The sequence below is a fragment of the Pseudomonas sp. ef1 genome, assembly GCF_007293365.2.
Lineage (GTDB): Bacteria > Pseudomonadota > Gammaproteobacteria > Pseudomonadales > Pseudomonadaceae > Aquipseudomonas > Aquipseudomonas siliginis.
Window position 1 is genome coordinate 2,951,955 of the sequence record NZ_CM129815.1, and the last position, 23,312, is coordinate 2,975,266.

Here is a 23,312-nt window from a genome sequence, read left to right on the forward strand (position 1 = left end):
CTGTGGGAGCGAGCCTGCTCGCGAATCTCCGGGGCAACGCGGTCCCGGCTACAGCCACCCGGACCGCTTGAAACTCGCCCACAAACTCACACACCCCACCGCAATAAACCCCAGCACTGCAAAATAACCGTAGTGCCAGGTCAACTCGGGCATGTTCTGGAAATTCATCCCGTAGATCCCTGCTACCGCAGTCGGGAACGCCAGAATCGCCGCCCACGCTGCAAACTTGCGCTGCACCACGCTCTGCCGTGATGCCTCAAGCAGCACGCCAATCTCGATGGTCTGGCTGGCAATGTCCGCCAGCGTGGTCAGGTCTTCCATCTGCCGCGTTACGTGAATCTGCACATCGCGAAAGTACGGGCGCATGTTCTTGTCGATGAACGGGAAACTGAGCTTTTGCAGCTCTTCGCCGATCTCCACCATCGGTGCCGCGTACCGACGCAAGCGCACCACATCTCGGCGCAGACCGTGCAGCTTTTGAATGTCACGCTCGTTGAGGGCGCTACACAAGACGTTGCGCTCCAGCTCATCGATCTCGGCGTGGATCGCTTCGCCCACCGGCTGATAGTTCTCGATGACGAAATCGAGCAGCGCGTACAGGACGAAATCCTCTCCGTGCTCGAGCAACAGCGGACGCGCTTCACAGCGTTGACGCACATAGGCGTACGACGCGGAATGGCCGTTGCGTGCGGTAATGATGTAACCCCTGCCGGCGAAGATATGCGTTTCGATGAATTGCAAAACGCCGTTTTCGCGAACCGGTGAGTAGGTGACGATAAACAGAGCGTCACCAAAGGTTTCCAGTTTTGGTCGGCTGTGTTTTTCCAGCGCGTCTTCGATGGCCAGTTCATGCAGGTTGAACTGTCGTTGCAGGTTGGATAATTCCTGTGCGTCCGGTTCTTCCAGACCGATCCAGACGAAGTGGCCGGGTTTGGCGGCCCAGGCAGCACCTTCGTCCAGCGAAATATTGGAGACTTTCTTACCCTCGCTGTACACCGCAGCAGCAACAACTCGACCCATGGTGGTGATTCACTTCTTCTTGGCAGATGGCAGGGAAACTAGGCTTCAGCTTAGCCGTGTCGCTGCTTGAGAGTCAGTGAAACTTCTACAGTTCACCCGGCAAAAGAAAACCCGCACGGGGCGGGTTTGGTTTCACGCGGCTTGCAGTTGCCGATCCATCGATTCGATGCACTCGCGCATCTGCTCGCGGCATCGCTCGATCAGCATGGGCATGTCGTCCATGGTCAATCCGACTGTGGGAATCGCCGGCAAGGAACGTATGAGAACGTTGCCGCTGCGCCAGCGATTCAGGCGCATGTGCTTTATATAGCTGCTCACGCACACCGGAACGATCGGTACGCCGGCAGCAATCGCCATCTGGAACGCGCCTTTCTTGAACGGCAACAGATCTTCACCGAGGTTGCGGGTGCCTTCCGGAAACACCCAGATCGAGGTGTCTTCGTTCTGCAAGGTGTGGGTCGTCGTCAGCATCGACTGCCGCGCCTTGTGCGCATTGCCACGGTCGATCAACACATTGCCGGCCAGCCAGAACAACTGGCCGAACAACGGCACCCACTTCAGGCTTTTCTTGCCGATACACACGGTGCGGCGGGGGACGACATTGCCGAACACGAACAGATCGTAGTTGGACTGATGGTTGGCAATGATTACGCAACTGTCGGGCTTGTTCATCAAGCCGTTGACCTCGGACCTGACCCGCAAACGCAAGATACACATCGCCGGCAAAGCGTAGAGGCGGGCGCAGAGTCGGCTGTTGTCCGGGTTGAACGGGCGGCACAATCCAAGGATCACGCCCAGCACGCCGGCCAGAATAAAGTGCAGGCCCATCAACAACATACGAAACACAAACAGCATTTTTGCAGGCCCACCGGGACAAAAGGTGGCGCAGTGTACGGATGTGCACTGTTTTCGGCAATTGCCGCTATAGAGTCCGGAGATGGCCGATGTTTAAGCGCATGTTTCAGCATTGCCTGTCAGGCGCGTCCTAGAGCTTTCAGCGAATCTTCAACGCTGAACGTAAGAAAAAGCCCGACCAAGGTCGGGCTATTCTCTTACCGGCAGATTTTGGACGAGTCAGCCCAGATGTTGCTGATCCTGCAGGATCGCGTCGTCGAGGGTTTCCAGCAGTTGCTTGCGCACTTTGAGCTTGGTGTTCTTGTGCGCCAGCATGTTGATCTTCTTCAACTGACGCGCGGCAGCCAGCGCGGCGCCCTGCAATTCTTCGGCAGTGACGACTTTGTCGAGGAAGCCCGCATCAACGGCACTTTGCGGATCGAACATCTCGCCATTGATTACCGAGCGATGGAAAGCCGAACGCCGCAAGCGGTCGCGTGCCAGCTCAATACCGGCGTGGTGCATGGTCATGCCGATTTGCACTTCGTTGAGACCGATGCTGAACGGGCCGTCGACACCGATGCGGTAATCGGCGGACAACAGCAGGAAAGCACCCTTGGCCACGGCGTGCCCCGGGCAAGCAACGATCACCGGGAACGGGTGAGAGAGCAGGCGGCGCGCCAGGGTCGAACCGGCCGTCACCAGCGCAACTGCTTCTTTGGGGCCTGCGGTCATCACCTTGAGGTCATAACCACCCGAAAGAATCCCCGGCTGCCCGGTAATGATCACCACGGCGCGATCCGCCATCGCCTGATCCAGCGCCGCATTAAACGCCGCAATCACATCCGGAGAAATCGCGTTGACCTTGCCATTGTTCAGGGTCAGGGTCGCGATACCGTCTTCGAGGTGGTAGGCAATCAACTCGCTCATGACGCTATTCCTTATTAGAAAGATGGGCAGACGTTACCCACCGCCGCAAGCCAGGTAAAGCGCCGTGACTGACCTGCCAGTCACCGTTTTGCGCTTCGGCCAGCGCGCCACGCGTGTTGCCCCCTATAAAGGAAGCGCGTCGATAACCTGAGATTGGCGGGTTTGCCATCGCTCCTCTCGGATGAAAGCATCGCGCTCTCTTAAGCGCATGAAAATTCTGAAAAAAAGTTTGCCATCGGAAAAGCTTTCGACTACATTAGCGCGCCTCGACAGACAGAACATGTCTGCAGAGATACGGTGAAGTGTCCGAGTGGCTTAAGGAGCACGCCTGGAAAGTGTGTATACAGGAAACTGTATCGAGAGTTCGAATCTCTCCTTCACCGCCACATTCTGTAAACACAAACCCCTGATTTTCTTAGAGAAAGTCGGGGGTTTGTGGTTTTTGGTGTCGATTTATCCAATCATCTGACGCGCCTTACTGCAGGATGCAAGCATGAATAATGAGAAAAAGCCTGATACGCAGAAGGCGGAATCAGAAAAATCTGTATACATCGGTTTTGTATGGCTATGTACAGGGGTCGCGGCCCTATGGGCATGTTGCACATTGGTGATCTATCTGTTGCTTCCTGATTGGCAAGCACGTGGAACAGTAGGAGATTCTTTTGGTGCAGTTAATGCGCTGTTTTCAGGGCTCGCATTCGCTGGGGTAATTTATGCGTTGAATTTGCAGCGCAGGGAGCTTACTTATCAGCGCGAAGAGATGCTAGCGACCCGGGCGGTATCTGAGGCTCAATTAGCCGAAATGAAAATATCCAGGGAGCTACTTGCGCAGCCGCTTCCAATACCTAAAATCACTGCCTTAAAAATCGAGCGCCCGCGATTTTATTATTCGCCTCCTGAAGATGAGCATAGTGTTCAGTCTCGGTATTTTGTCCATGCGGATCTGAGTAATCCTACGCAATACCCAGCGGTGGGTTTAAGTCTAAGCTGTTCGGTTCAAGTTGGGGTGCCGCGGAAGGCTTTAGGATGGTCGGATAGTTACATGTCGATACTTGCGCCGGGTGCTGCTCTGAATGATCCGTCTGAAATGCAAGATTTTTTGTTTAATGGAGATACTACCGGGCGACTATTTGACTCTTTGCGGCAGAATGATCCAAGGCAGCTTCCAGCGATACTTGTAGTTATTCATTTTAAAAACGTCGTGGGGGCTCACTTCCGTTTGGTTCAAGCTTTTCGTGTGCTTGCTAGCCATTCTCATATAGAAACTCTTCGAGCATGGCATACGGCTGTCGTAGGTTCTGATACTCGATTCAAACAGCAGCTCATTACTTTAAAAGAGCTAAAGCGCAAAAATAGGGATAAAGAGTGGGATGTCCTCTTTGAATCTGTCAAAAGTGAATTTTCTGAGTCTGTACCAAAAGAAGAATTTCTGTTGGTGGGGGCCGAAATAATTCCGGCGTCTTTTTCTCTAGTGCAGATTTCGGAAGATGACTATGATGTCGCGCTGAAAAATTCAGCCTATCCTCGTAGGATGAATGATATGTATGATTGTCCTGCGGAGTTAGATGGTCGTCACTAGTGAGTAGGATATCGATGTTTTTTATGCTAGCGGTAGTCCAGTGTTAGGTTCGAGCCTTCAGTGGTTTGATTTGAAGTGGCTCGCATCAAATATGCATGGTACTTTCAAGTGAACCGTAGAAGGTCCCCGAAGGCACAGACGAGCATCTGAGCCTGCGTTTGGCACCAGCGCTGCATGCAACTGTCGCTGTAAAGGCGCAGCTTGCTCACAAGAGCATCAATCAATGGGTTGCAGACGTGCTCGATCGTGAAGTCCACGCGTAGCCGCGAAATCCAATTTTCGGCAGAAGTTGTACAAAACCCTGTCACCCGTCGAAATCTCCTACACGCCTCATTGACCCCCCGAACCGTCCCGAGTTTACTGTATGCGCATACAGTAAATTCACTATCAGGTTCGTATCATGAGCGTCACCATCCTCGGCCCTTTGTCAGGCGCGGGCGAACAGCTTGCGCTGTATTCGTTTCGGATTCCCGCCGGTTTTCCTTCGCCGGCGGCTGATCACATTGAAAAGCACATCTCTCTGGACGAGGTTTTTGATATTCGTGCACCGCACGTTTATCTGGCGAAGATCGAAGGCGAGAGCATGCAGGACGCCGGGATATTTTGCGGTGATCTGGTGATTGTTGATCGCAGCCTGAATGCCGAGCACGGCGATATCGTCATCGCCGGTCTCAACTCCGAACCTGTCTGTAAGCGCCTGCACATGCGCGATAACACGATCATTCTTCTTTCGGCCAACAGCAAATACCCGCCTCGCTACGTGATGGAAGGGGATGAGCTGGTGATCTGGGGTGTGGTGACTTACAGCGTGCGCGACCATGGCAAATCGTGAGCAGGTCTTCGCGCTGATCGATTGCAACAGCTTCTATGCCAGCTGTGAGCGAGTGTTCCGGCCCGATCTGGCGAAGACGCCGATTGTCGTGCTGAGCAATAACGATGGCTGCGTGATCGCGCGCAGCTACGATGCCAAACCTTTTGTGAAAATGGGCGCGCCGTACTTTCAGATTCGTGATGATCTGCGCCGCCACGGTATTCAGGTGTTCAGCAGTAATTACGCGTTGTACGGCGACATGAGCGAACGGGTGATGACGATCATCGAATCCATGGTGCCGGCGGTCGAGGTTTACAGCATTGATGAGGCGTTCGCCGATCTCAGCGGTATTCCTGGGGACCTGACAGGTTTTGGCCGAACCATTCGCTCTGCTGTTTATAAGCGCACCGGCATCCCGGTCGGCATCGGCATCGCCCCCACGAAAACGCTGGCCAAGCTCGCCAACCACACCGCGAAACGCCTGCAAGCGCATACCGGCGGCGTGGTCGACATCTGCGATCCGTCCAAACGCGACTGGGTGCTGCGCAATACCGATGTCGGTGACGTGTGGGGCGTCGGTCGGCGGATGAAAGCTCATCTGGAAAGCATGCAGATCAGAAGTGCGATGGACCTGGCGAAGGCCGATCCGTGGACACTTCGGCGCAAGTTCAGCGTGGTGATCGAGAAGACCGCGCGCGAACTGGGTGGCACATCCTGTCTGGAACTGTCGGAAACAGAACCGCCGAAGCAGGAAATTTGCAGCAGCCGCATGTTTGGCAACCGTTTGACTACCATCGAGCCGATCAAGGAAGCCGTTGCTACTTATGTGCATCGAGCGGCGGAAAAGCTGCGTGCGCAGAGTTCGCTGTGCAAAAAGATCCGCGTGAGTATCCGCACCGGCATGTTCAATCCGGAAGAGGCGAAGTACGCCAATGGCGCGCTGATCGAGTTGCCTTATCCGACCAGTGATGTGCGATTGCTGAGCAAGGTGGCGAGCGAGGCGGTTGATCGATTGTTCCGGCCGGGCTTCAAGTACAGCAAGGCTGAAGTGTTATTGATGGATCTTCGGCAGCCCGGAGAGTTTACCGAAGACTTGTTTGCCCAGTCGCAACCGCAGACGGCGGAGAAGGTGATGGGGGTGCTCGACCAGATCAATCAGCGCTGGGGGCATGGAACGTTGCGAGCGGGGAGTGTGCCGGCGGATCCGGCCTGGGGCATGCGGCGGGAGATGATGAGTTCGAGTTTTACGACGAAGCTGGATCAATTGTGGGTGGTTAAATCCAATTGAGGCACGGGCCAGATCTGGTGCCGCGTTACAATCGCTGCCTTCACTTATGCAGTAAAAGGACGACTTTCATGATCATTTCCACCACTCATTCCGTCGAGGGGCGGCAGATCACGGCCTATCTGGACATCGTCAGCGCCGAGTCTGTGCAGGGCGTCAACGTGATCCGCGATATGTTTGCGGGCATGCGCGACTTTTTTGGCGGGCGGTCGCAGACGTTGGAGCGGGCTCTTAAAGAAGCACGCATTCAGGCCACCGACGAACTGAAGGATCGAGCGCGGGCATTGCAGGCTGATGCTGTGGTTGGCGTGGATTTTGAGATCAGCATGCCGGCAGGCAAGGGCGGCATGGTCGTGGTGTTTGTCACCGGAACGGCGGTGAAGCTGCGCTGATCATTGTGTTCAAGGCAAAGCCCACTCGCACAACGAATGGGCTTTTTCGCGTCAATCAGCCTTGAGGTTTGAGCAACACAGCACCTTTTGCGTCATAGGTCAGCGGTGTATCGATGGCGGCGAGAGCCGGTGTCCCGTCAGTCTGCGCCGATGGCGCTGGCTCGCTGGGATGGTAGATGACGCCCGGCTGCAGAAGCGGTTTGTCCGGGTATTTGATGGTGATTTCACCCGAGGCGATCTTTTCCTTGAATTTCTCCGCACCGGCCTTGCCGGCAGCGATCTGCTCGTCCGTGAGTTTTACGACTGGCATGTTCGGGAATCCATTGATCTGCATGATCTCTCCTTGAGATTCATTTGTAGGAATAAGGGCAGCGGCCGTTCGATGGAAATCTTTAGCGAATGATCGCTCGCGACACTTTTTTCCATTCGTCGGTGATCAGCCTTTCTGGACGGCAAGTCCAGTAGTGACCGGCTAGTCTCAAAAGCGCTGAGGGACGATATTTTTCAGGCAAAACTGTTTTGCCGGTGTCGGCCCGGTTGCGTAGGGGAGAGTCTATGTCAGGTCCATTTATCGAAGATGATGGCGCTGAGTTTTCATTCAACAACTGTGTGCGCTGCGGTCAGTCGGAGTATCAGTCGGGGTTTGGCGAGGATCCGGTCAGCATCGGCAAAATCAAATCCACGGCCCCAAAAGGGCCGAAAGCGAAATTCCTGCCCAAGGTCACGGCAAGGACCAGAAAGTGATTTCATCCTGCACCCCGTCATTGAACGGGGTTTTTTATGTGCGCAGGAATAGGGGTTTGAAATCCCTGACGGGCATTGACATTAATGTCGGTTTTTTTTCACAAACTTTTCACGTTGGCCAACGTAGTGTGAAGCCATCCGTTAGAAAGCAAGTCTCCAGCCCGTCTCCCCAGCGGGCTTTTTTTTGCCCGGCATAAAACCTTTTCCACGATTGCGGTCCAATCGACGCTGCCGCCCGCGTCTGGACTTTCCTGGGCCGAGCGCATTAAATCCCGCTCCTTTTCGTCATCCCGTTTATTTGAGGTTTTCGTCATGCGTTTAACACTGCCTGCTCTGGTTCTTGGCCTTCTGGTTGCTCAAGGTGCGATGGCTGCCGGTGATGGCACCGCTGCGCTGGGCGGTGGCCTGGGTGGCGCGCTGGGTAACGTGGTCGGTCAGAAAATGGGCGGCAGTACCGGTGCCGCCATTGGCGCTGGCGTTGCGGGCGCAGCGGGCAGCGCAGTCGCAGCACGCAAGGGCAGCCGCACCAAAGCGGCGATCGGCGGCGGTGTCGGTGCGGCCGGTGGTTCGGTGATCGGCAACAGCCTGGGCGGCCGCAACGGCGCCACCATCGGCGCGGGTCTGGGCGGCGCGGCCGGCGGCGCAGTCGGCAGCAACCTGGGCAAAGGTCACAAGCGCCACTGAGACTGACTGCCTGTCAGAAAAAGCCCGGCTCGATGTCGGGCTTTTTCATGGCTGAACGTTTCGTCCGAAATCATCTCCAATCTGCATACGCCCCGCTTGGGCGGACTGTCCCGATTCGGGAACTGCGAGGTTCATATGCGATTGTCATTATCTGCACTGTTTTTTGGCTTGGTCGTGGCGCAGGGCGCGATGGCGGCCGGAGATGGCACCGCTGCCGTAGGCGGTGGTCTCGGCGGTGCGCTGGGTAATGTGGTTGGCGGACAACTTGGCGGCAGCACGGGCGCAGCGGTCGGCGCAGGTGTTGGCGGCGCGGCGGGCAGTGCCGTCGGCGCGAACAAACGCAACCGCACCGAAGCCGCGATCGGCGGCGGTCTTGGCGCCGCAGGCGGCTCGGTCGTCGGCAACAGCCTTGGCGGCTCCACCGGCTCCGCCATTGGCGCAGGCCTGGGCGGTGCAGCAGGCGGCGCGGTAGGTAACAATCTTGGCGACGACGACGGCGGATTTCATTCCGGCGGCCACAAGCACAAGAACAAGCACAAAAATAAACATCGCTGATTGATCAACGGAAACCCGGTCTGGTGCCGGGTTTTTTGTGTCTGGCTGTCAGGCAGAGGAACGATTGGCGGCAGGGCTTTTCGAAAGAGATACATCCCACACGCTCAAGAGGTGCGCCATGACTCCCGAAACCGAAGGCAAAGAAGAGAAGGGCCCGAGTGGTTTGCCGTTTATCAATGATCCGGGGAATGAAGATCCCGGGTCGCTGATGGATGATGCGACGGTGCCGTTGAATGATGCGGATGAGGCGGATATGGAGTATGAGGAGGATGGGGATGAGCAGTGAGGTGGGGTTGAGGTTTTGAATGATGGTTTAAGGGCCTGACTCCGCAGGCCCTACAGAAAATCTGTTCCTCAGAACGAGACGTCGATTCTTTGTGCTCTGATTTTTACAAACTGACCATTGAGGTGCGGAAAATCGAAGTGGATATCTTGATCCGCAAATTCGACGAACGACTTGAGCGTATCGCCTTCTAAGCGCCCGTAGATATCGCATGAGAAACCATTGTCAAGCATCTCGACACGTGTTTCGCTGCCATCACATTTTGAAATGTCTATCTCGTCCGGCAGCACCATTTCGAACTCGGCTGAGTAGGTCTCACCTACTTCGATTACTGACGGGCAGCGGCCTGCGAAACATCTCACAGTCACACCGTTGATGCTGAGTAGGACCATTTCTTCGATGATTGGGTCGATCTCTACCATATGCGCGGGATATTTCTTAGTCATCTGCGAGCCATGCTCTCGTTTTCTTTCAGAGGATTGAGGTGATCAGTGAAGTTTTTTATGAGTTGGACTTTGCCATAATGGCCTGAGTCAGCAGGCGCTTAAGTCTCGTTTTCAGAGGTTTTCCGGCGGGTCGATTAATTCAAAGAGGTCATCGGAGGGCGATATTTTTTGATTCTGCCTGAGTCTATATAAGACTTGAACTCGCTCTCAAGAAAATTTATGTCAGTGTATTTTTTGTACTCTTCAGGTCTGTCGGTGGCGCACATTTAAAGGCGCCACTCATCAAAACCATCGATCCTGTTATTCGAACCGTAATCGAAATCCACTGATTCAGTGGGAAAATGAATAGCACAGCCTATGCCGTGTAGTTCATATTCAATACCATCGATGACTTCTCCGCAACTTTCTATTTTGCCGCTCCCCAAAGTCTTAGGATGTTTCGAGTACCAAATTTTTCTTGTAATAGCGTTGTTCCTTCTTCAACTTTGCTGAGGAAGTCTTTGATCAAGTCTTCGAGATGTATCATATTGTTACTCATGTTTTTCTATTGTCATCCAGTCGATCGATATCGAGTCTTTTTAGGCTGACATGTTTCATTCACTCTTGTCTCAAAAATGGTTTCCCAATATTTCTAATGATTTTTACGTTGTGAATTTTGGTGTTTGTCTCACAAGCAGGTGCGGAAGTCAGGTTGATTTTATGTGTTTTGGTCTATTCGTTTTTTTCAGTTGGACCATATATACAAGTTGCTAATTAAGGAAATTTTCTTGATTTTTTTTAGATCTATGTATTCGGCGAATTCTTTTTCGATTATTTTTTTGTCGCAGTATTTTCTATATTTAGATGGTCTTTCACAAGCAAAGAAGTATAAGCGGCAAATATCAAACCCATTGATTTCACCATTAGGCCCATAGTCAAAATCTACAGTTCCTGTCGATAGATTAATGCGGCAGCCAATGCCGTGCAGTTCATATTTAACGCCTCGAGTGACTCTCCCGCGACGCTTTATCGCCTTGGTATGCCAAAGTCTTCGAATGTCCCGAGTGCCAAATTTTTTTTCAAATATAAGCGTGCTTGTCTCTACCATAGAAATAAAGTCATGTATCAGGGTATCCAAAGTTTGATCTTGGTCACTCATTTTTTTCTCCGGTTTTGCGAAATATTTAGTCCAATGATTTGGCTGGCTGGCTGGATTGCATTTTTATTGTTTAAAAATTGCTGAGTGCTCTTTGGGGTGGTAGTGATTTTCAGCCTTGGTGATATTGCTTTTGGTCTTGCAGGCGCTGCGCGAGGAGTGTTTGATGCGTGATGTTTAGAAAAGTGACTCTGTTAAGTAGATGCTAGGTTCTCTTAATCTCAATGATGATGTAATGAATTTTATCTCGAAATTCTCTGATGCAACGCAAACTAAGTGCCTGCTCTCAATAGTTTGAATGGATAATTGAAATTTTTCCCGAAGCTTGTAACTTCACTGCACGTTATCCCTATGCGGCAAGCATTGTATTCTATGGATTCCCACTTCTTCGGAGGCGTGTCTGGAATTTCTCTGATGTCAAATACCAGAGTCAGTGTTGAAAGATTATTGTCTATGTTTAGAGTGAAGAGCTTAATCTCTCCGATAGGTATATTTCGGCTGAAGACCATATTGAAGAATTTTCTGCCATTTATCTCATTCCAGTATTTCATGTGTTTCTTTTACTCTGTCGATCTATTTCTAGAAAGCGTCTTCATGTAGTGTTGGTTAATGCTCGGCCTGCGTTTTTCTAAATATTCACATGGGCGCCATTTGTCCAGTCTGTCGTCGCGAGATATGTCTTTCTTCCCCTAAGTCCCTATCCACTGTAAGAAAAATTCCCTCTGTAATTCTGGCGAGTTTGTTAGGTTTTCATTTTCGTAGTCAAATATCGACACTACGTCTTTTAGTGATGGTTCTGCTCCATTTGTCAATTCATAAGCTTTTAATCCAAGAGACATTTGTGATGATAAGCTCGAGGGGTGAACATTTAGCTTTGAGCCTTTGCAAAAGAAAGTTACTAGAGGGTTGTCCTTTCGGACCAAACCGAAACAATGATAAAAATTTTTGCCGGCGTATGTTTTTGGCGATAAACCGTCCAGGTTTAGAGTTATGCTTATTTTCTCGCTGTCGCAAATCAGAACTACATCTTTGATTGCATATTCTTTTTCTACGATAATTTTGAATTCCGAAATCATTTGTCAATTTTCCTATATGGATTCGGGATGGAGTAACCAAAGTCACGCCCATCATCAATAATTATCGTGGCGCCTAGAATATCTTCGTTTTTGATGATTTTTGGGACGGCGAATTCCTGTTCTCGGGAAAATTTGTATCGGTTTCCTAATTCTTGCTTCAAATCATAGCCATTGACTCTCTTCAAAGTATAAAGAAACCCGGTTTTTGTAAAAAAGCTGGTAGCAAACTCTTTTCCCACGTCTCGAGAGGGGGAGGTGCTGATAAAGCCGCTTGGAGGAAAATCGCTATCAATGGAGTGGAGGAATAAGTCCTCACTGTCTCCCTTGCTTTTGAATCCGTTCACAAAAACATCGGACGGGTCTCTTGAATCTCCTCGGTACAGATATTCCTGCTTTTTCTTAGGCGCTGGTGCATCAGGCTCCCCCTCATCAACCTTAACCCCATCACTCGCCCCCGGCACCTCACACCCAGGCTTCTTCGGCGGCGGACAATTGGACGTCAACCCCAACGGATCAACCCACCCCGTCGGATCCGGCACGTACTGGTACTGATTCAACCCACCCGCGAGCTTCACCGGGTCCGGGGTCAGATACCGCCCAAGCCTCGGGTCGTAATACCGATGGCGGTTGTAATGCAGGCCACTTTCAACATCGAAGTACTGCCCCTGAAAACGCAGCGGTTGGTCGAGGTAGTCTTCGCCAGCGAGGGTGACGGCGGCGACTTTGCCGTAGGCGTCGTATTGCGCGGACCAGACGATTTCGCCGCTGTAGTCGGTGAGTTCCTGCGGGGTGCCGAGGTGGTCGAGTTGGTAGTAGAACGGGCAGGCTTTTTTCGGGCCTTTGCCATCGAGCATCGCCAACGGGCGGAAGGTGCCGGGTTCGTAGAGGAAGCTGCGGTATTGCGTGGCGCTGCTTTCGGCGACGAGGTGTTCGCCTTGCCAGAAGAATTCAGTGACGGCGCCATCGACGGTTTTGCGGATACGGCGGCCGAAGGCGTCGTAGTGATACGTGGCGGTCTGGCCGTCGGGGCGGGTCAGGCCGATCAGGCGGTGCTGGCAGTCGTAGCGGTATTCAGTGACCAGGGTCTGGCCGTGGCCTCGGCGTTCGCGGATCAGGTTGCCGAAGGCGTCGTAGTCGTAATGACGGTCGCCCTGCATCAGCAGACGATTGCCTTTGATCTGCGCGGGACCGGGGCGGTCCTGCATCAGCAGGTTGCCCGCCGGGTCGTGGGCGAAGGATTCGGGCAGTTCGTCGCGCGAGTGACGTACGCGGATCAACCGGTCGAGGGCGTCGTAGCCGTAGGTGCGCTGGCCGTGGCGGCTGTCAGCAATGTGCTCAAGATTGCCATTGGCGCTGTAGGCATAATCGCGGCGGTACAGCGAGGCGTGGCGATGGCCTACAGCATGGGCGAGCAAGCGGCCCTGATCGTCGTAGGAGTATTCGCTGAACAGCAAACCTTGCTGGCGTTGCTGTTCGCGACCGGACTGGTAGACGTGGCGCGTGAGCGGCGTGCCGTTAAGGTCGATGGCGCTCAGCGCACCGCCCTTAGCGTAGTGATAATCGAGCTTGCTGTTGTCCGGCAGGCGCAGGCGTTTGAGCTGGCCGCAGGCGTCATAGGCGTAGCGCAAGGTGCCCCAGCCCTGATGCTCGGTGATCAGCCGATCCTGACGGTCGTACTCGAAGGCCAGCGGATGGTTTTGCCCGTCATCGACGCCGATTAATCGGCCGAGGCGGTCGTAGTCGTAGCGGATCTTGGCGCCATCGGGCAGGGTTTTGACCAGCAAACGCCCGGCCTTGTCGCGCTCATAGTGGGTGACCAGACTGGGGCCGAAATCACCAAACTCGGTCTTCTCCAGCAGGTGCCCGTTGAGGTCGTAGGCATAAGCTGTGCGCCGCCCATCAAACCCGGTTTCCTGTCGGATCAATCCGGTCGGCGTGTAATCCAGGCAATATTTTTCCCCTGACTCGTTTTCGATCTCGGTCAGCAACAGCCGCGCATGGTCATAGCGATACTGCACGCGGGTGCCGTCAGGATTGATCCGCCGCGAGACCAGGTGCAGGTCGTCGTCATATTCGTAGCGGGTGATGCGCCCGAGTTCATCGCGCTCAGCGGTGATCTGGCCGTAGGCGCCGTAGCTGTAGGCGCGCGTGCTGCCCGTAGGAGAAGTCGTCAGGATCAGTCGGCCGGCCGCGTCCCACTGCTGACGACTGACAACACCAAATTCGTCCTGGGTGGTAATCCGCCGTCCCAGCGCATCGTAGGAAAAGCGCCGCACGCCGCCATCGGGCAGGGTTTCTTCGATGAGCTGGCCGAGCTCGTTCCACACCCAGCGGTGGCGGCTGCTGTCCGGATAACGCAGCGACAGCAATTGCCCGCGCAGGTTGTAGTAGTAATGGGTGACCTGGCCGTCGGGATCGACCGCTTCGGTAACGGCGCCTTCAGCGTTGCGCCGGTAGATCCACACCGCATCACCACGGCAACGCTTGTAGAGAAAACCGTTGCGATACCCGTAGGACGTTGGTGCATCGTCCGGCGGAATCAGCGCGATCAGCCGTCCGACCTCGTCGTAGCGGTATTCGGTAACCGCGCCCAATGCATCCTGCTCGGCGATCAAGCGGCCCTGCTGGTCATAAGCCTTGAGCTGCTCGCCGCCATCGGCCGCAACCTGGCGCACCAGCCGCGCACGTTCGTCGTGGACGTAGACTTCTTCGGTGCCATCGACGTAATGCACGGTCACGCTGGCGTCGTCATCGTTCCAGACGTAACGGGTGTTCATCTGCGAGAACGAAGCCCAGTGCCTCACGCAGCGCGCCGCTTTGCCCTCGCGCTGCCACTCCCAGAAAAAGCTCGCGCCGCCGGTCAACTGGCGCTGGAGGATGACGTGATGGTCGTCGTAGTCGTAGCGTTCGCTGTCGCCGGCCGCGTTGGTCGCGACCAGCAGCCGTTGCCGGGCATCGAAGCTGTAGGTGGCGAGATTTTGCTCGGTGATCCACTCGCCCTGGACAAAGATTTGGTAATCGATCGCCACCAACTGTGCGCGGTCATAACGCAACAGCAGCGCACGGCCGGCGCCATTGTCCAGGCGCTGAATGCGGTCGGAGCGATCCCGTTGCAGGGTCAGGCGATTGCCGTAGACATCGCTGATTGCGGTCAGCCGGCCGGCGCGAAAGTGGTAGAAGCGCGCGTTTTCCCCGGCCAGAGCCAGAATCAGTTCTTCCGGCTCATCGCCGAGAAAGATCGCCGCCCGCGACAGGCTGTTGTGAATCGCCGGACGCGCGACATTGGGCAAGGGAAAACGGGTGCGGCGGTTTTCGTGATCGATCCAGATCACGCCATCGCCGTCGAAGGCCAGGCGATGGGCCAGCGTGTGGCTCCAGCCGAAACCCAGGCCGATGTCGATCTCGACCGCGCTGCTGCGGTACAAGCGGGTGAACTCGAAGGGCAGCACGCCATCAAGCACTGCGTCGGTCAGGGTCAGCAGTTCTTCGCCGGTGACCATCGACACCGGGCAGCCATTGGTACAGGTTTTGGGCACGCAATCGGCGGCGTCGCCGTTGGGGTTCTTTGCTTGGTCGGGCGCGTCGTCGTGGGGCTCGTGGCGCTCAAGGCGCGCCATGCCCTGGGATTTTTCCCGCGCGAGCGGCGCCGGATTCGGCACGCGGAGCACCACCGCGTCGGCCTGACGAATGTTCAGCGGAATCGATGGCGTCGGCTTCAGCTCCACTTCGCGCGCATGAAACATCAGCGGCTTCAGCGTGCTCGCGTGCTGCTTGAGTTCCGGTGTCGAAGTCAGCTCAGCCAGACGCAAGGCTGAGGCGGCCAGCCACTCTCGCGCCCGTGGCGACTTGACTTTCGCCAGGACCTTGCTGCTCAAACGCAGCGATACGCCGGCACCGCCCGCCACGCGCATCAACAGGAAACTGATGAGCAACTCGGTGCGAACTTCGGCCACCACCTCGGCGAGGTATTGCGGCGGCAGCATCTTCAGCCAACTGGTGAACGCGGCCAGATGAATGAACAACAACGGCTCGTCGCTGAGCATCAACAAGGCGTTGGCAATTGCCTCGCTGGAAGCCGCCAGCAGCGCCTCAAGTTCGACTTCGCTCAGGTATTCGAGGAGCTTTGCGCTGTGCTCCTGCAGATCGGCAAGTAGGGCGAACAGTTGTTGAATGTCATCCCAGACGCCATTCAGGGCTTTTTCCAGACCGCGCCAATCGGCCCGTTGCAACTGTCCGTAACGATCAAGAAAGCCGGCGCTGGAAAACTCCGTCCATTGCGGTTGGAAGCCTGTCCATTCGCTGCGCAGCCAGCCTTCAAGACCGGCAATGACCCCTTCATATGAGGCATACAGGGTGCGGACATGGTCGGTAGAAACATCGGGAAAGAAGGTGACGCGGTAGCGCTGGCTCCGCGCGCAATCGGTCACCTCGAGGATCCCGCTCGGGCCGATGGTGTAGCGCAGTGGTTCGCCGAAGGTCAGCGCACCGTCGACGTCGCTCAGCAGTGGCTCGAGGGTCACCGGGGTGTCGCCGATCGGCACGAAGCGCGCGGTTTCGAACAAATGCACCAGGGTCAGCGGCCCGCTGGCCGGACACATGACCACCGATGAGCTGACAGGTGCGCGCGAGGTGATCGGCGCGCTCAGTTGTACGTCATTGCCAACCTTGAACACCTGCTCGATGTCCAGCGCCGTCCCGGTCCAGAACTGCTCGGCCCAGGCGTCGTAGTTGTTCAGGCACAGGCGGAACTCGTCGATCAGCGCTTCAAAATCTGGCTGCTTCGGATTCAGGGCGGCCACCACCAGCAGTCCGATGCTGTTGTTCAGGGCCAGGAGCTGATCGGGTTGAAACATTCGCAGTCGCTCGCGCATATGAAGAAACGGGAGCACGGACTTTGCGGGGGATCAAAAAGGAAAGAAGTCGGGGAAGTAGGCAGTGTCTGTAGGAGTTTTCGCTAAATGCGAAAGGGCGGCGATGGCATTGCCCGTTGCTCAATGTCCATCGGCCTCGCTATGCTGCTGAACCCATTAATCAGATCCGCGTTGCGGCACGTTGCCTGTCGCCCGGGATGTCTTTGTTAACGGATCCGATGATGAATGCACCGCTGAAGACGTTCGGCCCGATCAAGGCCGTGATTTTCGATATGGACGGTTTGCTGCTCGACACCGAGGGCATTTACACCGAGGTCACCTCGCTGATTGCCGGGCGCTACGGGAAAACCTTCGACTGGAGCGTCAAACAAAACATCATTGGTCGCGGTGCCAATGATCTGGCCAATTACGTGGTGCAGGCGCTGGAACTACCGATCAGCCCGGAAGAATTCCTGCAGATTCGCGAGCCGCTGATGCGCGAGCGTTTCCCCAAAGCGCAAGCGATGCCGGGGGCCGAAGCGCTGGTGCGTCACCTCAAGGCGCACAACATCCCGATCGCAGTCGGCACCAGTTCGTCGCGCCAGTCGTTCGGGCAGAAAACCACCTTGCACCGTGAGTGGTTTGCGCTGTTCGATTTCATCGTCACGGCGGACGATCCGGAAGTCGGCGCGGCCAAACCGGCGCCGGATATCTTCCTCACCGCTGCCAGGCGTCTGGGCATCGCGCCCGGGGATTGTCTGGTATTCGAGGATTCGCCGTTCGGCGTCACCGCCGCGAAAGCGGCAGGCATGACCGCAATCGCCATCCCCGACGCAGCGATGGCTGATGAGAAATATGCTCACGCTGACGGCATTATCCGCTCGCTGAAAGACTTCAGGCCCAGCGCCTTTGGCTTACCGATGCTGGAGCTGGCTTGACCGTTCACACGAAAACGCCGCCCTTGCTATAAAGAAGGGCGGCGTTTTTTCTTGCCGGTCTGTCAGGCGCCGAAACCACCGTCGATGGTCAGGCTGGCACCGGTGATGTAGCCGGCTTCAGGCCCGGCCAGGTAGGCGACGAAGCTGGCGATTTCATCGGCGGTGCCGTAACGACCGACGGCCATCAGCGGGATCAGGCTGTCGGCGAATTCGCCATGGGCCGGGTTCATGTCGGTGTCGACCGGGCCAGGTTGCACGTTGTTGATGGTGATGCCGCGAGGTCCGAGATCGCGGGCAAGGCCTTTGGTCAGGCCGACCAGTGCCGATTTGCTCATCGCGTACACGCCGCCACCGCCGAAGGGCATGCGGTCGGCGTTGGTGCTGCCGATGTTGATGATCCGCGAGCCTCCGCCCATGTGTTTCGCTGCTTCCTGCGAAGCAATGAACACGCTGCGCACGTTGATGGCCAGGGTCTGATCGAAGTCTTCGAGTTTGAAGTCTTCCAGCGGCGCGATGGCCAGTACGCCGGCGTTGTTGACCAGAATGTCCAGGCGTCCAAACGCTTCGACGGTGGCGCTGACTGCGTGGCGAATCGCGCTGGCATCGGCGCTGTCTGCCTTGATCGCCAAGGCTTTGCCGCCGTTGCCAGTGATGCTGTTCTGCAGTTCTTCAGCTTTGGCGGCGGAGCTGACGTAGGTGAAAGCGACAGCGGCGCCTTCAGCGGCCAGACGTTTGACGATGGCCGCGCCGATGCCGCGCGAACCGCCTTGAATCAGAGCGACCTTGCCGCTGAGGTGTTGAGTGGTCATGTTCGATCTCCAAGTGTTCAAGGCGGAATGCCTTGGTGTTGGTGCCGAGTATCGGCCTGGCATCGACAACCGTGTAGACCCTGATTGCTATAGTCTGTGTAAACCAGAAGTTTATAGTGGCGATCATGGAAACGTTCAGCAGTATCGAATGCTTTGTGCGCAGCGCCGAAGTCGGCAGCTTTGCAGAAGCCGCGCGACGCTTGAGCCTGACCCCGGCGGCGGTGGGCAAGAGCGTGGCGAAACTGGAGGCGCGGCTTGGCGTGCGGCTGTTCCAGCGTAGTACCCGCAGCCTGACGTTGACCGAAGCGGGGCAGCTGTTTTTGAATGAAGTCGGCGCCAGCCTGACCACCATCCAGAATGCCGTAGCCAATCTGGCCAGTGCCGGCGGGCAACCGGCCGGCACGCTGAAAGTCAGCATGGGCACGGTGTTCGGTCGTCTGTATATCGTGCCGCTGCTCGGTGAGTTCTTGCGGCGCTATCCGGCGATCAACCCGGACTGGCATTTCGATAACCGTCAGGTCGACCTGATCGGGCAGGGCTTCGACGCGGCGATTGGCGGCGGCTTTGAACTGCCACAAGGCGTGGTTGCGCGCAGGCTGACACCGGCGCATCGGGTGTTGGTGGCATCGGAGGACTATCTGCAAAAACATGCGCCGATCAGCCATCCCGATGACCTCAAGCAACACGACGGCATTCTGATTCGCTCACCGCAGACCGGGCGCGTGCGCTCCTGGCAACTGACTCACCGCGATCAGCAACACAGTCCGCTGACATTGCGGGCGCGGATGACCATGAGTGATTCCGAGGCTGCCTGTGCAACGGCGATGCAAGGTTTGGGCATTGCGCTGGTGAGCATGCCGTTTGCGGTCGCGTATCTTCACGCAGGGACGTTGCAGCGAGTGCTGCCTGACTGGTTTGTCGATGACGGCAACATTTCGATCTATTACGCCGAGCACAAATTGTTGCCGGGCAAGACCCGGGCGTTTGTGGATTTTGTGATTGAGCAGTTTGTTGAGCAGGGGTTGGCGCGGCGGTTTAGTGCTATTTGAGTAGGGCTTGGGACCGAGTCGTTTTCATTCGCGAGCAGGCTCGCTCCCACAGGGAGACGCGGTGCAAATGTGGGAGCGAGCCTGCTCGCGAAAAGGGCAACTCGGTTTCGGACGGGTAACTCAGCGAGCAAAGCGCTCCGCCCAACCAACAATGTTCTTCGGCCGTGGCGTCGCATAAGTGCGCACCTTGGACGTCGACAACTTCAAACGCACCAGCGACTCGGCAATCGTTACCGCCGCTGTCACGCCATCCACCACCGGCACGCCGGTGCGCCGGCGGATCTGCTCGTCCAGCCCGGCCATGCCGCCGCAGCCCAGGCAAATCACCTCGGCCTTGTCCTGGGTCACCGCCAGTTCGGCCTGCTGCACGATCGCTTCCAGCGCGCGCTGCGGTTCGTGTTCAAGCTCCAAAACCGCCAGACCACTGGCGCGCACCGAGGCACAGCGATCCCACAGGCCGGACAATTTCAGCCGATCCTCGATCAGCGGCACGGTGCGATCCAGCGTGGTCACCACCGAGTAGGCATGGCCGAGAAACATCGCGGTGCTGGCCGCCGCGTCAGTGATATCTACCACTGGCACGTTGAGCAGTTCCTGCAAACCTTCGCGGCCATGTTCGCCGTAGCCGGCCTGGATCACCGCATCGAAGGGTTGATCGTAAGACATCACTCGATCCATCACGGCGATGGCGGCCAGGTAACTTTCGAAATTGCCTTCAATCGATTCGGCGCCGAAGTACGGCGTCAGGCCGACGATTTCGGTACCGGGCGAAGCGACGGCCTGCGCCGAGCGGGCGATGGCGTCGGTGATGGATTCGGTGGTGTTGACGTTGACCACGAGAATACGCATGGAAAATCCTTATTGCGGGCAGTGGTGCGGCCCGAAACCGGGCCGCGAAGGGATCAGTGGCTGACGTTATCCACAGCGATGCACTCGCCGCTGACGTCGGCGTAATGCGTGTGGCGTTTGGCGACGATCAGGTAAAGCATGCCGGCGATACCGGCACCGATCAGCCAGGAGAACGGTGAGACGCTGTGGAAACCGGGCACCAGCGCCAGGATGATGGCGATCAGCGCTGCAGGAATAAACGCCGCCACCGCGCGGAAATTGATGCCGCGGCTGTAGTAATAAGCGCCGTTGGGGTCTTCGCTGTAGAGCTGCGGCACGTTGATCCGGCCTTTGCGGATCAGCCAGTAGTCGACCATGATCACCCCGTACAACGGGCCGAGCAGGGCGCCGAGGCCCGACAGGAAATACACGATCACCAGCGGGCTGTTGTAGAGGTTCCACGGCAGGATCAGCACGGCGATGGTCGCGCTGATCAACCCGGCGCGGCGGAAGGTCAGGTACTTCGGCGCCAGGTTGCTGAGGACGAACGCCGGGGCGACGAAGTTGGCCATGATGTTCACCGCAACGGTGACAATCAGAAAAGCCAGGCAGCCGAGCACCAGAAAGAACGTGTTGGGGATTGAAGCGATGATCTCGGTCGGGCTTTCGATGATTCGCCCGTTGATCTGGAACTGCGCGCCACACAGCAGTACGGTTATCGCAGCGAACACCAGAATGTTCACCGGCAAACCCCAGAAATTTCCTACCTTGATGGTTTTGCGGCACGGCGAAGAACGGGCGAAGTCGCAGAAATTGAGGATCAGCGTGCCGTAGATCGCCAGCCACAACGCGCCGCCGGCAAAGATATTGCGCCACATCTCGCCACCGGTCAGCGGCTCGCGGATCGACCAGGCAATGGTCGCGTTGGCCTGGAAGTACATCCACCCGGCGAGGGCAGCAACGGTCAGCAGAATCACCGGCCCGGCAAATGCCTCGTAACGGCGCACCATCTCCATGCCGTAGGCGAGGATCGCCAGTTGCACCAGCCAGATTGCTACAAAGCACACCCAGCCCAGACTCGACAGACCGAGAATCGAGTTGTGATCGTATTCGGCAAAGCCCGGATGCACGGCGGTCAGCAGGACGCGGAATACCACCGAGGCGAGGTACGTCTGAATACCGAACCAGGCGATGGCGATAACCGCCCTGATCAATGCAGGAATTTGCGCACCGTGGATGCCGAAACTGATCCGGCTGATCACCGGGAACGGCACCCCGGTTTTCTGTCCCATGTACCCGGACAGGTTCATGAAGAAGTACACCAGCGCCGCGCCGATCCCCAGCGACAACAGAATCTGCCAGCCGCCCAGACCCAGTGCATACAAGCCGATGGCGAACGAGTAGTTGGCGATGTTGTGCACGTCATTCGTCCACAGGGCGAAGATGCTGTACCGGCCCCAGCGTCGCCCTTCGGCTTTGGTCGGCGCCAGATCGCTGTTGTGCAGACGCGGGCTCAGTTGCAGCGGCTCGCTCAGTCCGTCATCGGGCAACGGTTGATCGAGCGTGGAGGAGGGCAGATTCAGCGCGATGTTATTCGAAAGACTTGTACGCATTCCGGCAGGCTCCTGACGTTCACTCCCGCGATGACTGTGCATGAGCGCTCAGGCTCGACAAATCTTCGTCGCGACGGTGAAGGCATCACTAGTTACGGGGCATCTGCAGCCTGTACGGGATAGGGCGCTTCAGGCTTGCGGATCGAAAGTGTGCATGTTTTGCGGTTTTGTATACAAAACATGTATGCGACAAAGCCAGATTTGTGCCAGTTGCCAATCTATAAGCGCCAGGGCTCATTTCGAATAGTTATCAATGCGGCATAAGTGACTGAAAAACCGGCGATATAAATTGATCGATTGGACAGGTATTTTTTTTGGAGGAGGGATTTTGCAGAGGGCGCACGCAGAGCGGATTCTGTTGGGGGATGTAACTTTTCAGGGCGTAAAAACAGAAAGTGCACACATAAATGGCACCGATGGTGACAACCTTGTGTACACCTTTTGCGTGCCTGGCACATATCAATGTGGGAGCGAGCCTGCTCGCGAATGCGGTGTATCAGGCAACTGAAACGTTGACTGGAACTGCGCTTTCGCGAGCAGGCTCGCTCCCACAGGTCTTTCTATAAATGGGGGATCAAACCTTGCTCTTGCTGATGATATTCCCCGCATGCAGTCCGCATTCTTTCTGCGTGGCTTCTTCCCACCACCAGCGGCCTTCGCGCTCGTGCTGGTTCGGCAGCACCGGGCGGGTGCAGGGTTCGCAGCCGATGCTGATGAAACCGCGCTCGTGCAGGCTGTTGTAGGGCAGTTCGAGCATGCGGATGTAACCCCAGATCTCCTCGCTGGTCATCTGCGCCAACGGGTTGAACTTGTACAGGGTGCGTTCCGGTGTCGAGAACGCCGTGTCGATTTCCAGCACCGCCACAGCGCTGCGGGTGCCCGGGCTCTGATCGCGGCGCTGGCCGGTGGCCCAGGCTTTGACGTCGGACAGCTTACGGCGCAGCGGCTCGATCTTGCGGATACCGCAGCATTCGCCGTGGCCGTCCTTGTAGAAACTGAACAGGCCTTTTTCCTTCACGAACGGTTCGAGTTTCGTGTAGTCCGGCGAGACGATTTCAATATCGATCTTGTAGTGCTCGCGCACCTGCTCGATGAAACGGTAGGTCTCCGGATGCAGGCGGCCGGTGTCGAGGCTGAACACTTTGACGTTCTTGTTCAGCTTCCAAGCCATGTCCACCAGCACCACGTCCTCGGCGCCGCTGAAAGATATCCACAAGTCATCGCCGAACTCGGCGAAGGCGAGCTTGAGGATGTCCTGGGCGGATTTGTTGGCATAGGTCGTGGCGAGTTCCACGACGTCGAACGTTGGGCTCATCAGGTCGGCTTCCTACAGGTCAGTGGCGCTCGGGCGCTCTATAGGGGGCCGATGGTAACAAAAAGCTGCCGCGGCCGGGGCGTCCTCTGCGTTGCGCGCCTCGGGTGCAGACGCTAGAGTTCGGCCTCGCTTGACT

24 protein-coding genes, 1 tRNA gene and 1 pseudogene are annotated in these 23,312 nt (G+C 56.3%); 12 read left to right on the forward strand and 14 right to left on the reverse strand.

Annotation, left to right across the window (positions count from 1 at the left end; all coding sequences use genetic code 11):
* Positions 1-48: 48 nt before the first annotated feature.
* From FEE99_RS13490 to FEE99_RS13500, 3 genes are all read right to left on the reverse strand, one after another.
* A complete protein-coding gene (locus tag FEE99_RS13490) occupies positions 49-1,020 on the reverse strand; it encodes a magnesium and cobalt transport protein CorA (protein ID WP_041479369.1) in 972 nt (323 codons plus the stop codon).
* Positions 1,021-1,152: 132 nt separating this feature from the next.
* Positions 1,153-1,875, reverse strand: a complete 723-nt coding sequence (locus tag FEE99_RS13495; protein ID WP_024012238.1) for a 1-acylglycerol-3-phosphate O-acyltransferase — start codon at positions 1,873-1,875, stop codon at positions 1,153-1,155.
* Positions 1,876-2,094: 219 nt separating this feature from the next.
* On the reverse strand, positions 2,095-2,784 hold the full coding sequence (locus tag FEE99_RS13500) for a crotonase/enoyl-CoA hydratase family protein (protein WP_041479370.1): 690 nt from the start codon (positions 2,782-2,784) through the stop codon (positions 2,095-2,097).
* Positions 2,785-3,080: 296 nt separating this feature from the next.
* Between FEE99_RS13500 and FEE99_RS13505 the strand changes: the two genes are divergently transcribed.
* The 6 genes and pseudogenes from FEE99_RS13505 to FEE99_RS13530 all read left to right on the forward strand — a co-directional run bounded on the left by FEE99_RS13505 (position 3,081) and on the right by FEE99_RS13530 (position 6,851).
* Positions 3,081-3,170 (forward strand) — tRNA-Ser (locus FEE99_RS13505).
* Positions 3,171-3,277: 107 nt separating this feature from the next.
* Positions 3,278-4,363: a hypothetical protein gene (locus FEE99_RS13510; RefSeq protein WP_143979094.1), complete on the forward strand. Its 1,086-nt coding sequence runs from the start codon at positions 3,278-3,280 to the stop codon at positions 4,361-4,363.
* A 146-nt stretch (positions 4,364-4,509) separates the two neighbouring features.
* Positions 4,510-4,626 (forward strand): annotated as a pseudogene (locus FEE99_RS13515) (toxin-antitoxin system HicB family antitoxin); the annotation flags it as partial.
* A 137-nt stretch (positions 4,627-4,763) separates the two neighbouring features.
* Entirely contained in the window at positions 4,764-5,195 is a 432-nt protein-coding gene (locus FEE99_RS13520; protein WP_041479371.1) for a LexA family protein, read from the forward strand.
* The gene (locus FEE99_RS13525; protein WP_041479373.1) at positions 5,182-6,462 is read left to right on the forward strand and encodes a Y-family DNA polymerase; all 1,281 of its coding nucleotides are present in this window, start codon (positions 5,182-5,184) and stop codon (positions 6,460-6,462) included. Before FEE99_RS13520 ends, FEE99_RS13525 begins: the two co-directional genes overlap by 14 nt.
* Before the next feature lie 68 nt (positions 6,463-6,530).
* Positions 6,531-6,851 (forward strand): YbjQ family protein, encoded by a 321-nt coding sequence (locus FEE99_RS13530; RefSeq protein WP_016773801.1) that lies wholly within the window; start codon positions 6,531-6,533, stop codon positions 6,849-6,851.
* A gap of 55 nt (positions 6,852-6,906) precedes the next feature.
* On the opposite strand, the gene FEE99_RS13535 is transcribed toward FEE99_RS13530, so the two are convergent.
* Positions 6,907-7,185, reverse strand: coding sequence for a hypothetical protein (locus FEE99_RS13535; RefSeq protein WP_041479374.1), 279 nt, complete (start codon positions 7,183-7,185; stop codon positions 6,907-6,909).
* A gap of 221 nt (positions 7,186-7,406) precedes the next feature.
* On the opposite strand from FEE99_RS13535, the gene FEE99_RS13540 reads away from it, so the two are divergent.
* From FEE99_RS13540 to FEE99_RS13555, 4 genes are all read left to right on the forward strand, one after another.
* Complete coding sequence (locus FEE99_RS13540; protein WP_024012286.1) at positions 7,407-7,595, forward strand: hypothetical protein; 189 nt, start codon at positions 7,407-7,409, stop codon at positions 7,593-7,595.
* Positions 7,596-7,907: 312 nt separating this feature from the next.
* A complete protein-coding gene (locus tag FEE99_RS13545; RefSeq protein WP_016773803.1) occupies positions 7,908-8,279 on the forward strand; it encodes a hypothetical protein in 372 nt (123 codons plus the stop codon).
* 135 nt (positions 8,280-8,414) lie between these two features.
* Entirely contained in the window at positions 8,415-8,834 is a 420-nt protein-coding gene (locus tag FEE99_RS13550) for a YMGG-like glycine zipper-containing protein (protein WP_064361082.1), read from the forward strand.
* 118 nt (positions 8,835-8,952) lie between these two features.
* Positions 8,953-9,120, forward strand: a complete 168-nt coding sequence (locus tag FEE99_RS13555; RefSeq protein ID WP_016773805.1) for a hypothetical protein — start codon at positions 8,953-8,955, stop codon at positions 9,118-9,120.
* 68 nt (positions 9,121-9,188) lie between these two features.
* On the opposite strand, the gene FEE99_RS13560 is transcribed toward FEE99_RS13555, so the two are convergent.
* The 6 genes from FEE99_RS13560 to FEE99_RS13585 all read right to left on the reverse strand — a co-directional run bounded on the left by FEE99_RS13560 (position 9,189) and on the right by FEE99_RS13585 (position 16,627).
* Positions 9,189-9,563: a hypothetical protein gene (locus FEE99_RS13560; RefSeq protein WP_041479377.1), complete on the reverse strand. Its 375-nt coding sequence runs from the start codon at positions 9,561-9,563 to the stop codon at positions 9,189-9,191.
* Positions 9,564-9,829: 266 nt separating this feature from the next.
* Positions 9,830-9,988: a DUF6896 domain-containing protein gene (locus FEE99_RS13565; protein WP_371924066.1), complete on the reverse strand. Its 159-nt coding sequence runs from the start codon at positions 9,986-9,988 to the stop codon at positions 9,830-9,832.
* A 299-nt stretch (positions 9,989-10,287) separates the two neighbouring features.
* Positions 10,288-10,701, reverse strand: a complete 414-nt coding sequence (locus tag FEE99_RS13570) for a DUF6896 domain-containing protein (RefSeq protein ID WP_041479379.1) — start codon at positions 10,699-10,701, stop codon at positions 10,288-10,290.
* A 269-nt stretch (positions 10,702-10,970) separates the two neighbouring features.
* Entirely contained in the window at positions 10,971-11,249 is a 279-nt protein-coding gene (locus FEE99_RS13575) for an Imm50 family immunity protein (protein ID WP_081932526.1), read from the reverse strand.
* Positions 11,250-11,387: 138 nt separating this feature from the next.
* Positions 11,388-11,774: a hypothetical protein gene (locus FEE99_RS13580; RefSeq protein WP_081932527.1), complete on the reverse strand. Its 387-nt coding sequence runs from the start codon at positions 11,772-11,774 to the stop codon at positions 11,388-11,390.
* A complete protein-coding gene (locus FEE99_RS13585; protein ID WP_064361083.1) occupies positions 11,771-16,627 on the reverse strand; it encodes an RHS repeat-associated core domain-containing protein in 4,857 nt (1,618 codons plus the stop codon). The genes FEE99_RS13580 and FEE99_RS13585 overlap by 4 nt, the downstream gene beginning before the upstream one ends.
* A gap of 239 nt (positions 16,628-16,866) precedes the next feature.
* Between FEE99_RS13585 and FEE99_RS13590 the strand changes: the two genes are divergently transcribed.
* Positions 16,867-17,562, forward strand: a complete 696-nt coding sequence (locus FEE99_RS13590) for an HAD-IA family hydrolase (RefSeq protein WP_041479161.1) — start codon at positions 16,867-16,869, stop codon at positions 17,560-17,562.
* A gap of 62 nt (positions 17,563-17,624) precedes the next feature.
* On the opposite strand, the gene FEE99_RS13595 is transcribed toward FEE99_RS13590, so the two are convergent.
* Positions 17,625-18,371 carry a 3-oxoacyl-ACP reductase family protein gene (locus FEE99_RS13595; RefSeq protein ID WP_041479159.1) on the reverse strand — a complete coding sequence of 249 codons (747 nt, stop codon included), beginning with the start codon at positions 18,369-18,371 and terminating at the stop codon, positions 17,625-17,627.
* A gap of 125 nt (positions 18,372-18,496) precedes the next feature.
* Between FEE99_RS13595 and FEE99_RS13600 the strand changes: the two genes are divergently transcribed.
* Positions 18,497-19,420, forward strand: coding sequence for a LysR family transcriptional regulator (locus FEE99_RS13600; RefSeq protein ID WP_041479168.1), 924 nt, complete (start codon positions 18,497-18,499; stop codon positions 19,418-19,420).
* Positions 19,421-19,540: 120 nt separating this feature from the next.
* Here the strand turns inward: FEE99_RS13600 and FEE99_RS13605 are convergent, their stop codons facing one another.
* The 3 genes from FEE99_RS13605 to FEE99_RS13615 form a co-directional block, all read right to left on the reverse strand.
* Entirely contained in the window at positions 19,541-20,269 is a 729-nt protein-coding gene (locus FEE99_RS13605; RefSeq protein WP_041479158.1) for an aspartate/glutamate racemase family protein, read from the reverse strand.
* Between the two features lie 53 nt (positions 20,270-20,322).
* Entirely contained in the window at positions 20,323-21,861 is a 1,539-nt protein-coding gene (locus FEE99_RS13610; RefSeq protein WP_041479157.1) for an NCS1 family nucleobase:cation symporter-1, read from the reverse strand.
* A 574-nt stretch (positions 21,862-22,435) separates the two neighbouring features.
* Positions 22,436-23,176, reverse strand: coding sequence for a phosphoadenylyl-sulfate reductase (locus FEE99_RS13615; protein ID WP_041479156.1), 741 nt, complete (start codon positions 23,174-23,176; stop codon positions 22,436-22,438).
* Positions 23,177-23,312 lie beyond the last annotated feature (136 nt).

Bases quoted from the DNA above. Each gene is read 5' to 3' on its own strand.
- FEE99_RS13490 (WP_041479369.1), bottom strand. From the start codon at position 1,020: ATGGGTCGAGTTGTTGCTGCTGCGGTGTACAGCGAGGGTAAGAAAGTC.
- FEE99_RS13495 (WP_024012238.1), bottom strand. From the start codon at position 1,875: ATGCTGTTTGTGTTTCGTATGTTGTTGATGGGCCTGCACTTTATTCTG.
- FEE99_RS13500 (WP_041479370.1), bottom strand. From the start codon at position 2,784: ATGAGCGAGTTGATTGCCTACCACCTCGAAGACGGTATCGCGACCCTG.
- FEE99_RS13510 (WP_143979094.1), top strand. From the start codon at position 3,278: ATGAATAATGAGAAAAAGCCTGATACGCAGAAGGCGGAATCAGAAAAA.
- FEE99_RS13520 (WP_041479371.1), top strand. From the start codon at position 4,764: ATGAGCGTCACCATCCTCGGCCCTTTGTCAGGCGCGGGCGAACAGCTT.
- FEE99_RS13525 (WP_041479373.1), top strand. From the start codon at position 5,182: ATGGCAAATCGTGAGCAGGTCTTCGCGCTGATCGATTGCAACAGCTTC.
- FEE99_RS13530 (WP_016773801.1), top strand. From the start codon at position 6,531: ATGATCATTTCCACCACTCATTCCGTCGAGGGGCGGCAGATCACGGCC.
- FEE99_RS13535 (WP_041479374.1), bottom strand. From the start codon at position 7,185: ATGCAGATCAATGGATTCCCGAACATGCCAGTCGTAAAACTCACGGAC.
- FEE99_RS13540 (WP_024012286.1), top strand. From the start codon at position 7,407: ATGTCAGGTCCATTTATCGAAGATGATGGCGCTGAGTTTTCATTCAAC.
- FEE99_RS13545 (WP_016773803.1), top strand. From the start codon at position 7,908: ATGCGTTTAACACTGCCTGCTCTGGTTCTTGGCCTTCTGGTTGCTCAA.
- FEE99_RS13550 (WP_064361082.1), top strand. From the start codon at position 8,415: ATGCGATTGTCATTATCTGCACTGTTTTTTGGCTTGGTCGTGGCGCAG.
- FEE99_RS13555 (WP_016773805.1), top strand. From the start codon at position 8,953: ATGACTCCCGAAACCGAAGGCAAAGAAGAGAAGGGCCCGAGTGGTTTG.
- FEE99_RS13560 (WP_041479377.1), bottom strand. From the start codon at position 9,563: ATGACTAAGAAATATCCCGCGCATATGGTAGAGATCGACCCAATCATC.
- FEE99_RS13570 (WP_041479379.1), bottom strand. From the start codon at position 10,701: ATGAGTGACCAAGATCAAACTTTGGATACCCTGATACATGACTTTATT.
- FEE99_RS13575 (WP_081932526.1), bottom strand. From the start codon at position 11,249: ATGAAATACTGGAATGAGATAAATGGCAGAAAATTCTTCAATATGGTC.
- FEE99_RS13580 (WP_081932527.1), bottom strand. From the start codon at position 11,774: ATGATTTCGGAATTCAAAATTATCGTAGAAAAAGAATATGCAATCAAA.
- FEE99_RS13585 (WP_064361083.1), bottom strand. From the start codon at position 16,627: ATGTTTCAACCCGATCAGCTCCTGGCCCTGAACAACAGCATCGGACTG.
- FEE99_RS13590 (WP_041479161.1), top strand. From the start codon at position 16,867: ATGAATGCACCGCTGAAGACGTTCGGCCCGATCAAGGCCGTGATTTTC.
- FEE99_RS13595 (WP_041479159.1), bottom strand. From the start codon at position 18,371: ATGACCACTCAACACCTCAGCGGCAAGGTCGCTCTGATTCAAGGCGGT.
- FEE99_RS13600 (WP_041479168.1), top strand. From the start codon at position 18,497: ATGGAAACGTTCAGCAGTATCGAATGCTTTGTGCGCAGCGCCGAAGTC.
- FEE99_RS13605 (WP_041479158.1), bottom strand. From the start codon at position 20,269: ATGCGTATTCTCGTGGTCAACGTCAACACCACCGAATCCATCACCGAC.
- FEE99_RS13610 (WP_041479157.1), bottom strand. From the start codon at position 21,861: ATGCGTACAAGTCTTTCGAATAACATCGCGCTGAATCTGCCCTCCTCC.
- FEE99_RS13615 (WP_041479156.1), bottom strand. From the start codon at position 23,176: ATGAGCCCAACGTTCGACGTCGTGGAACTCGCCACGACCTATGCCAAC.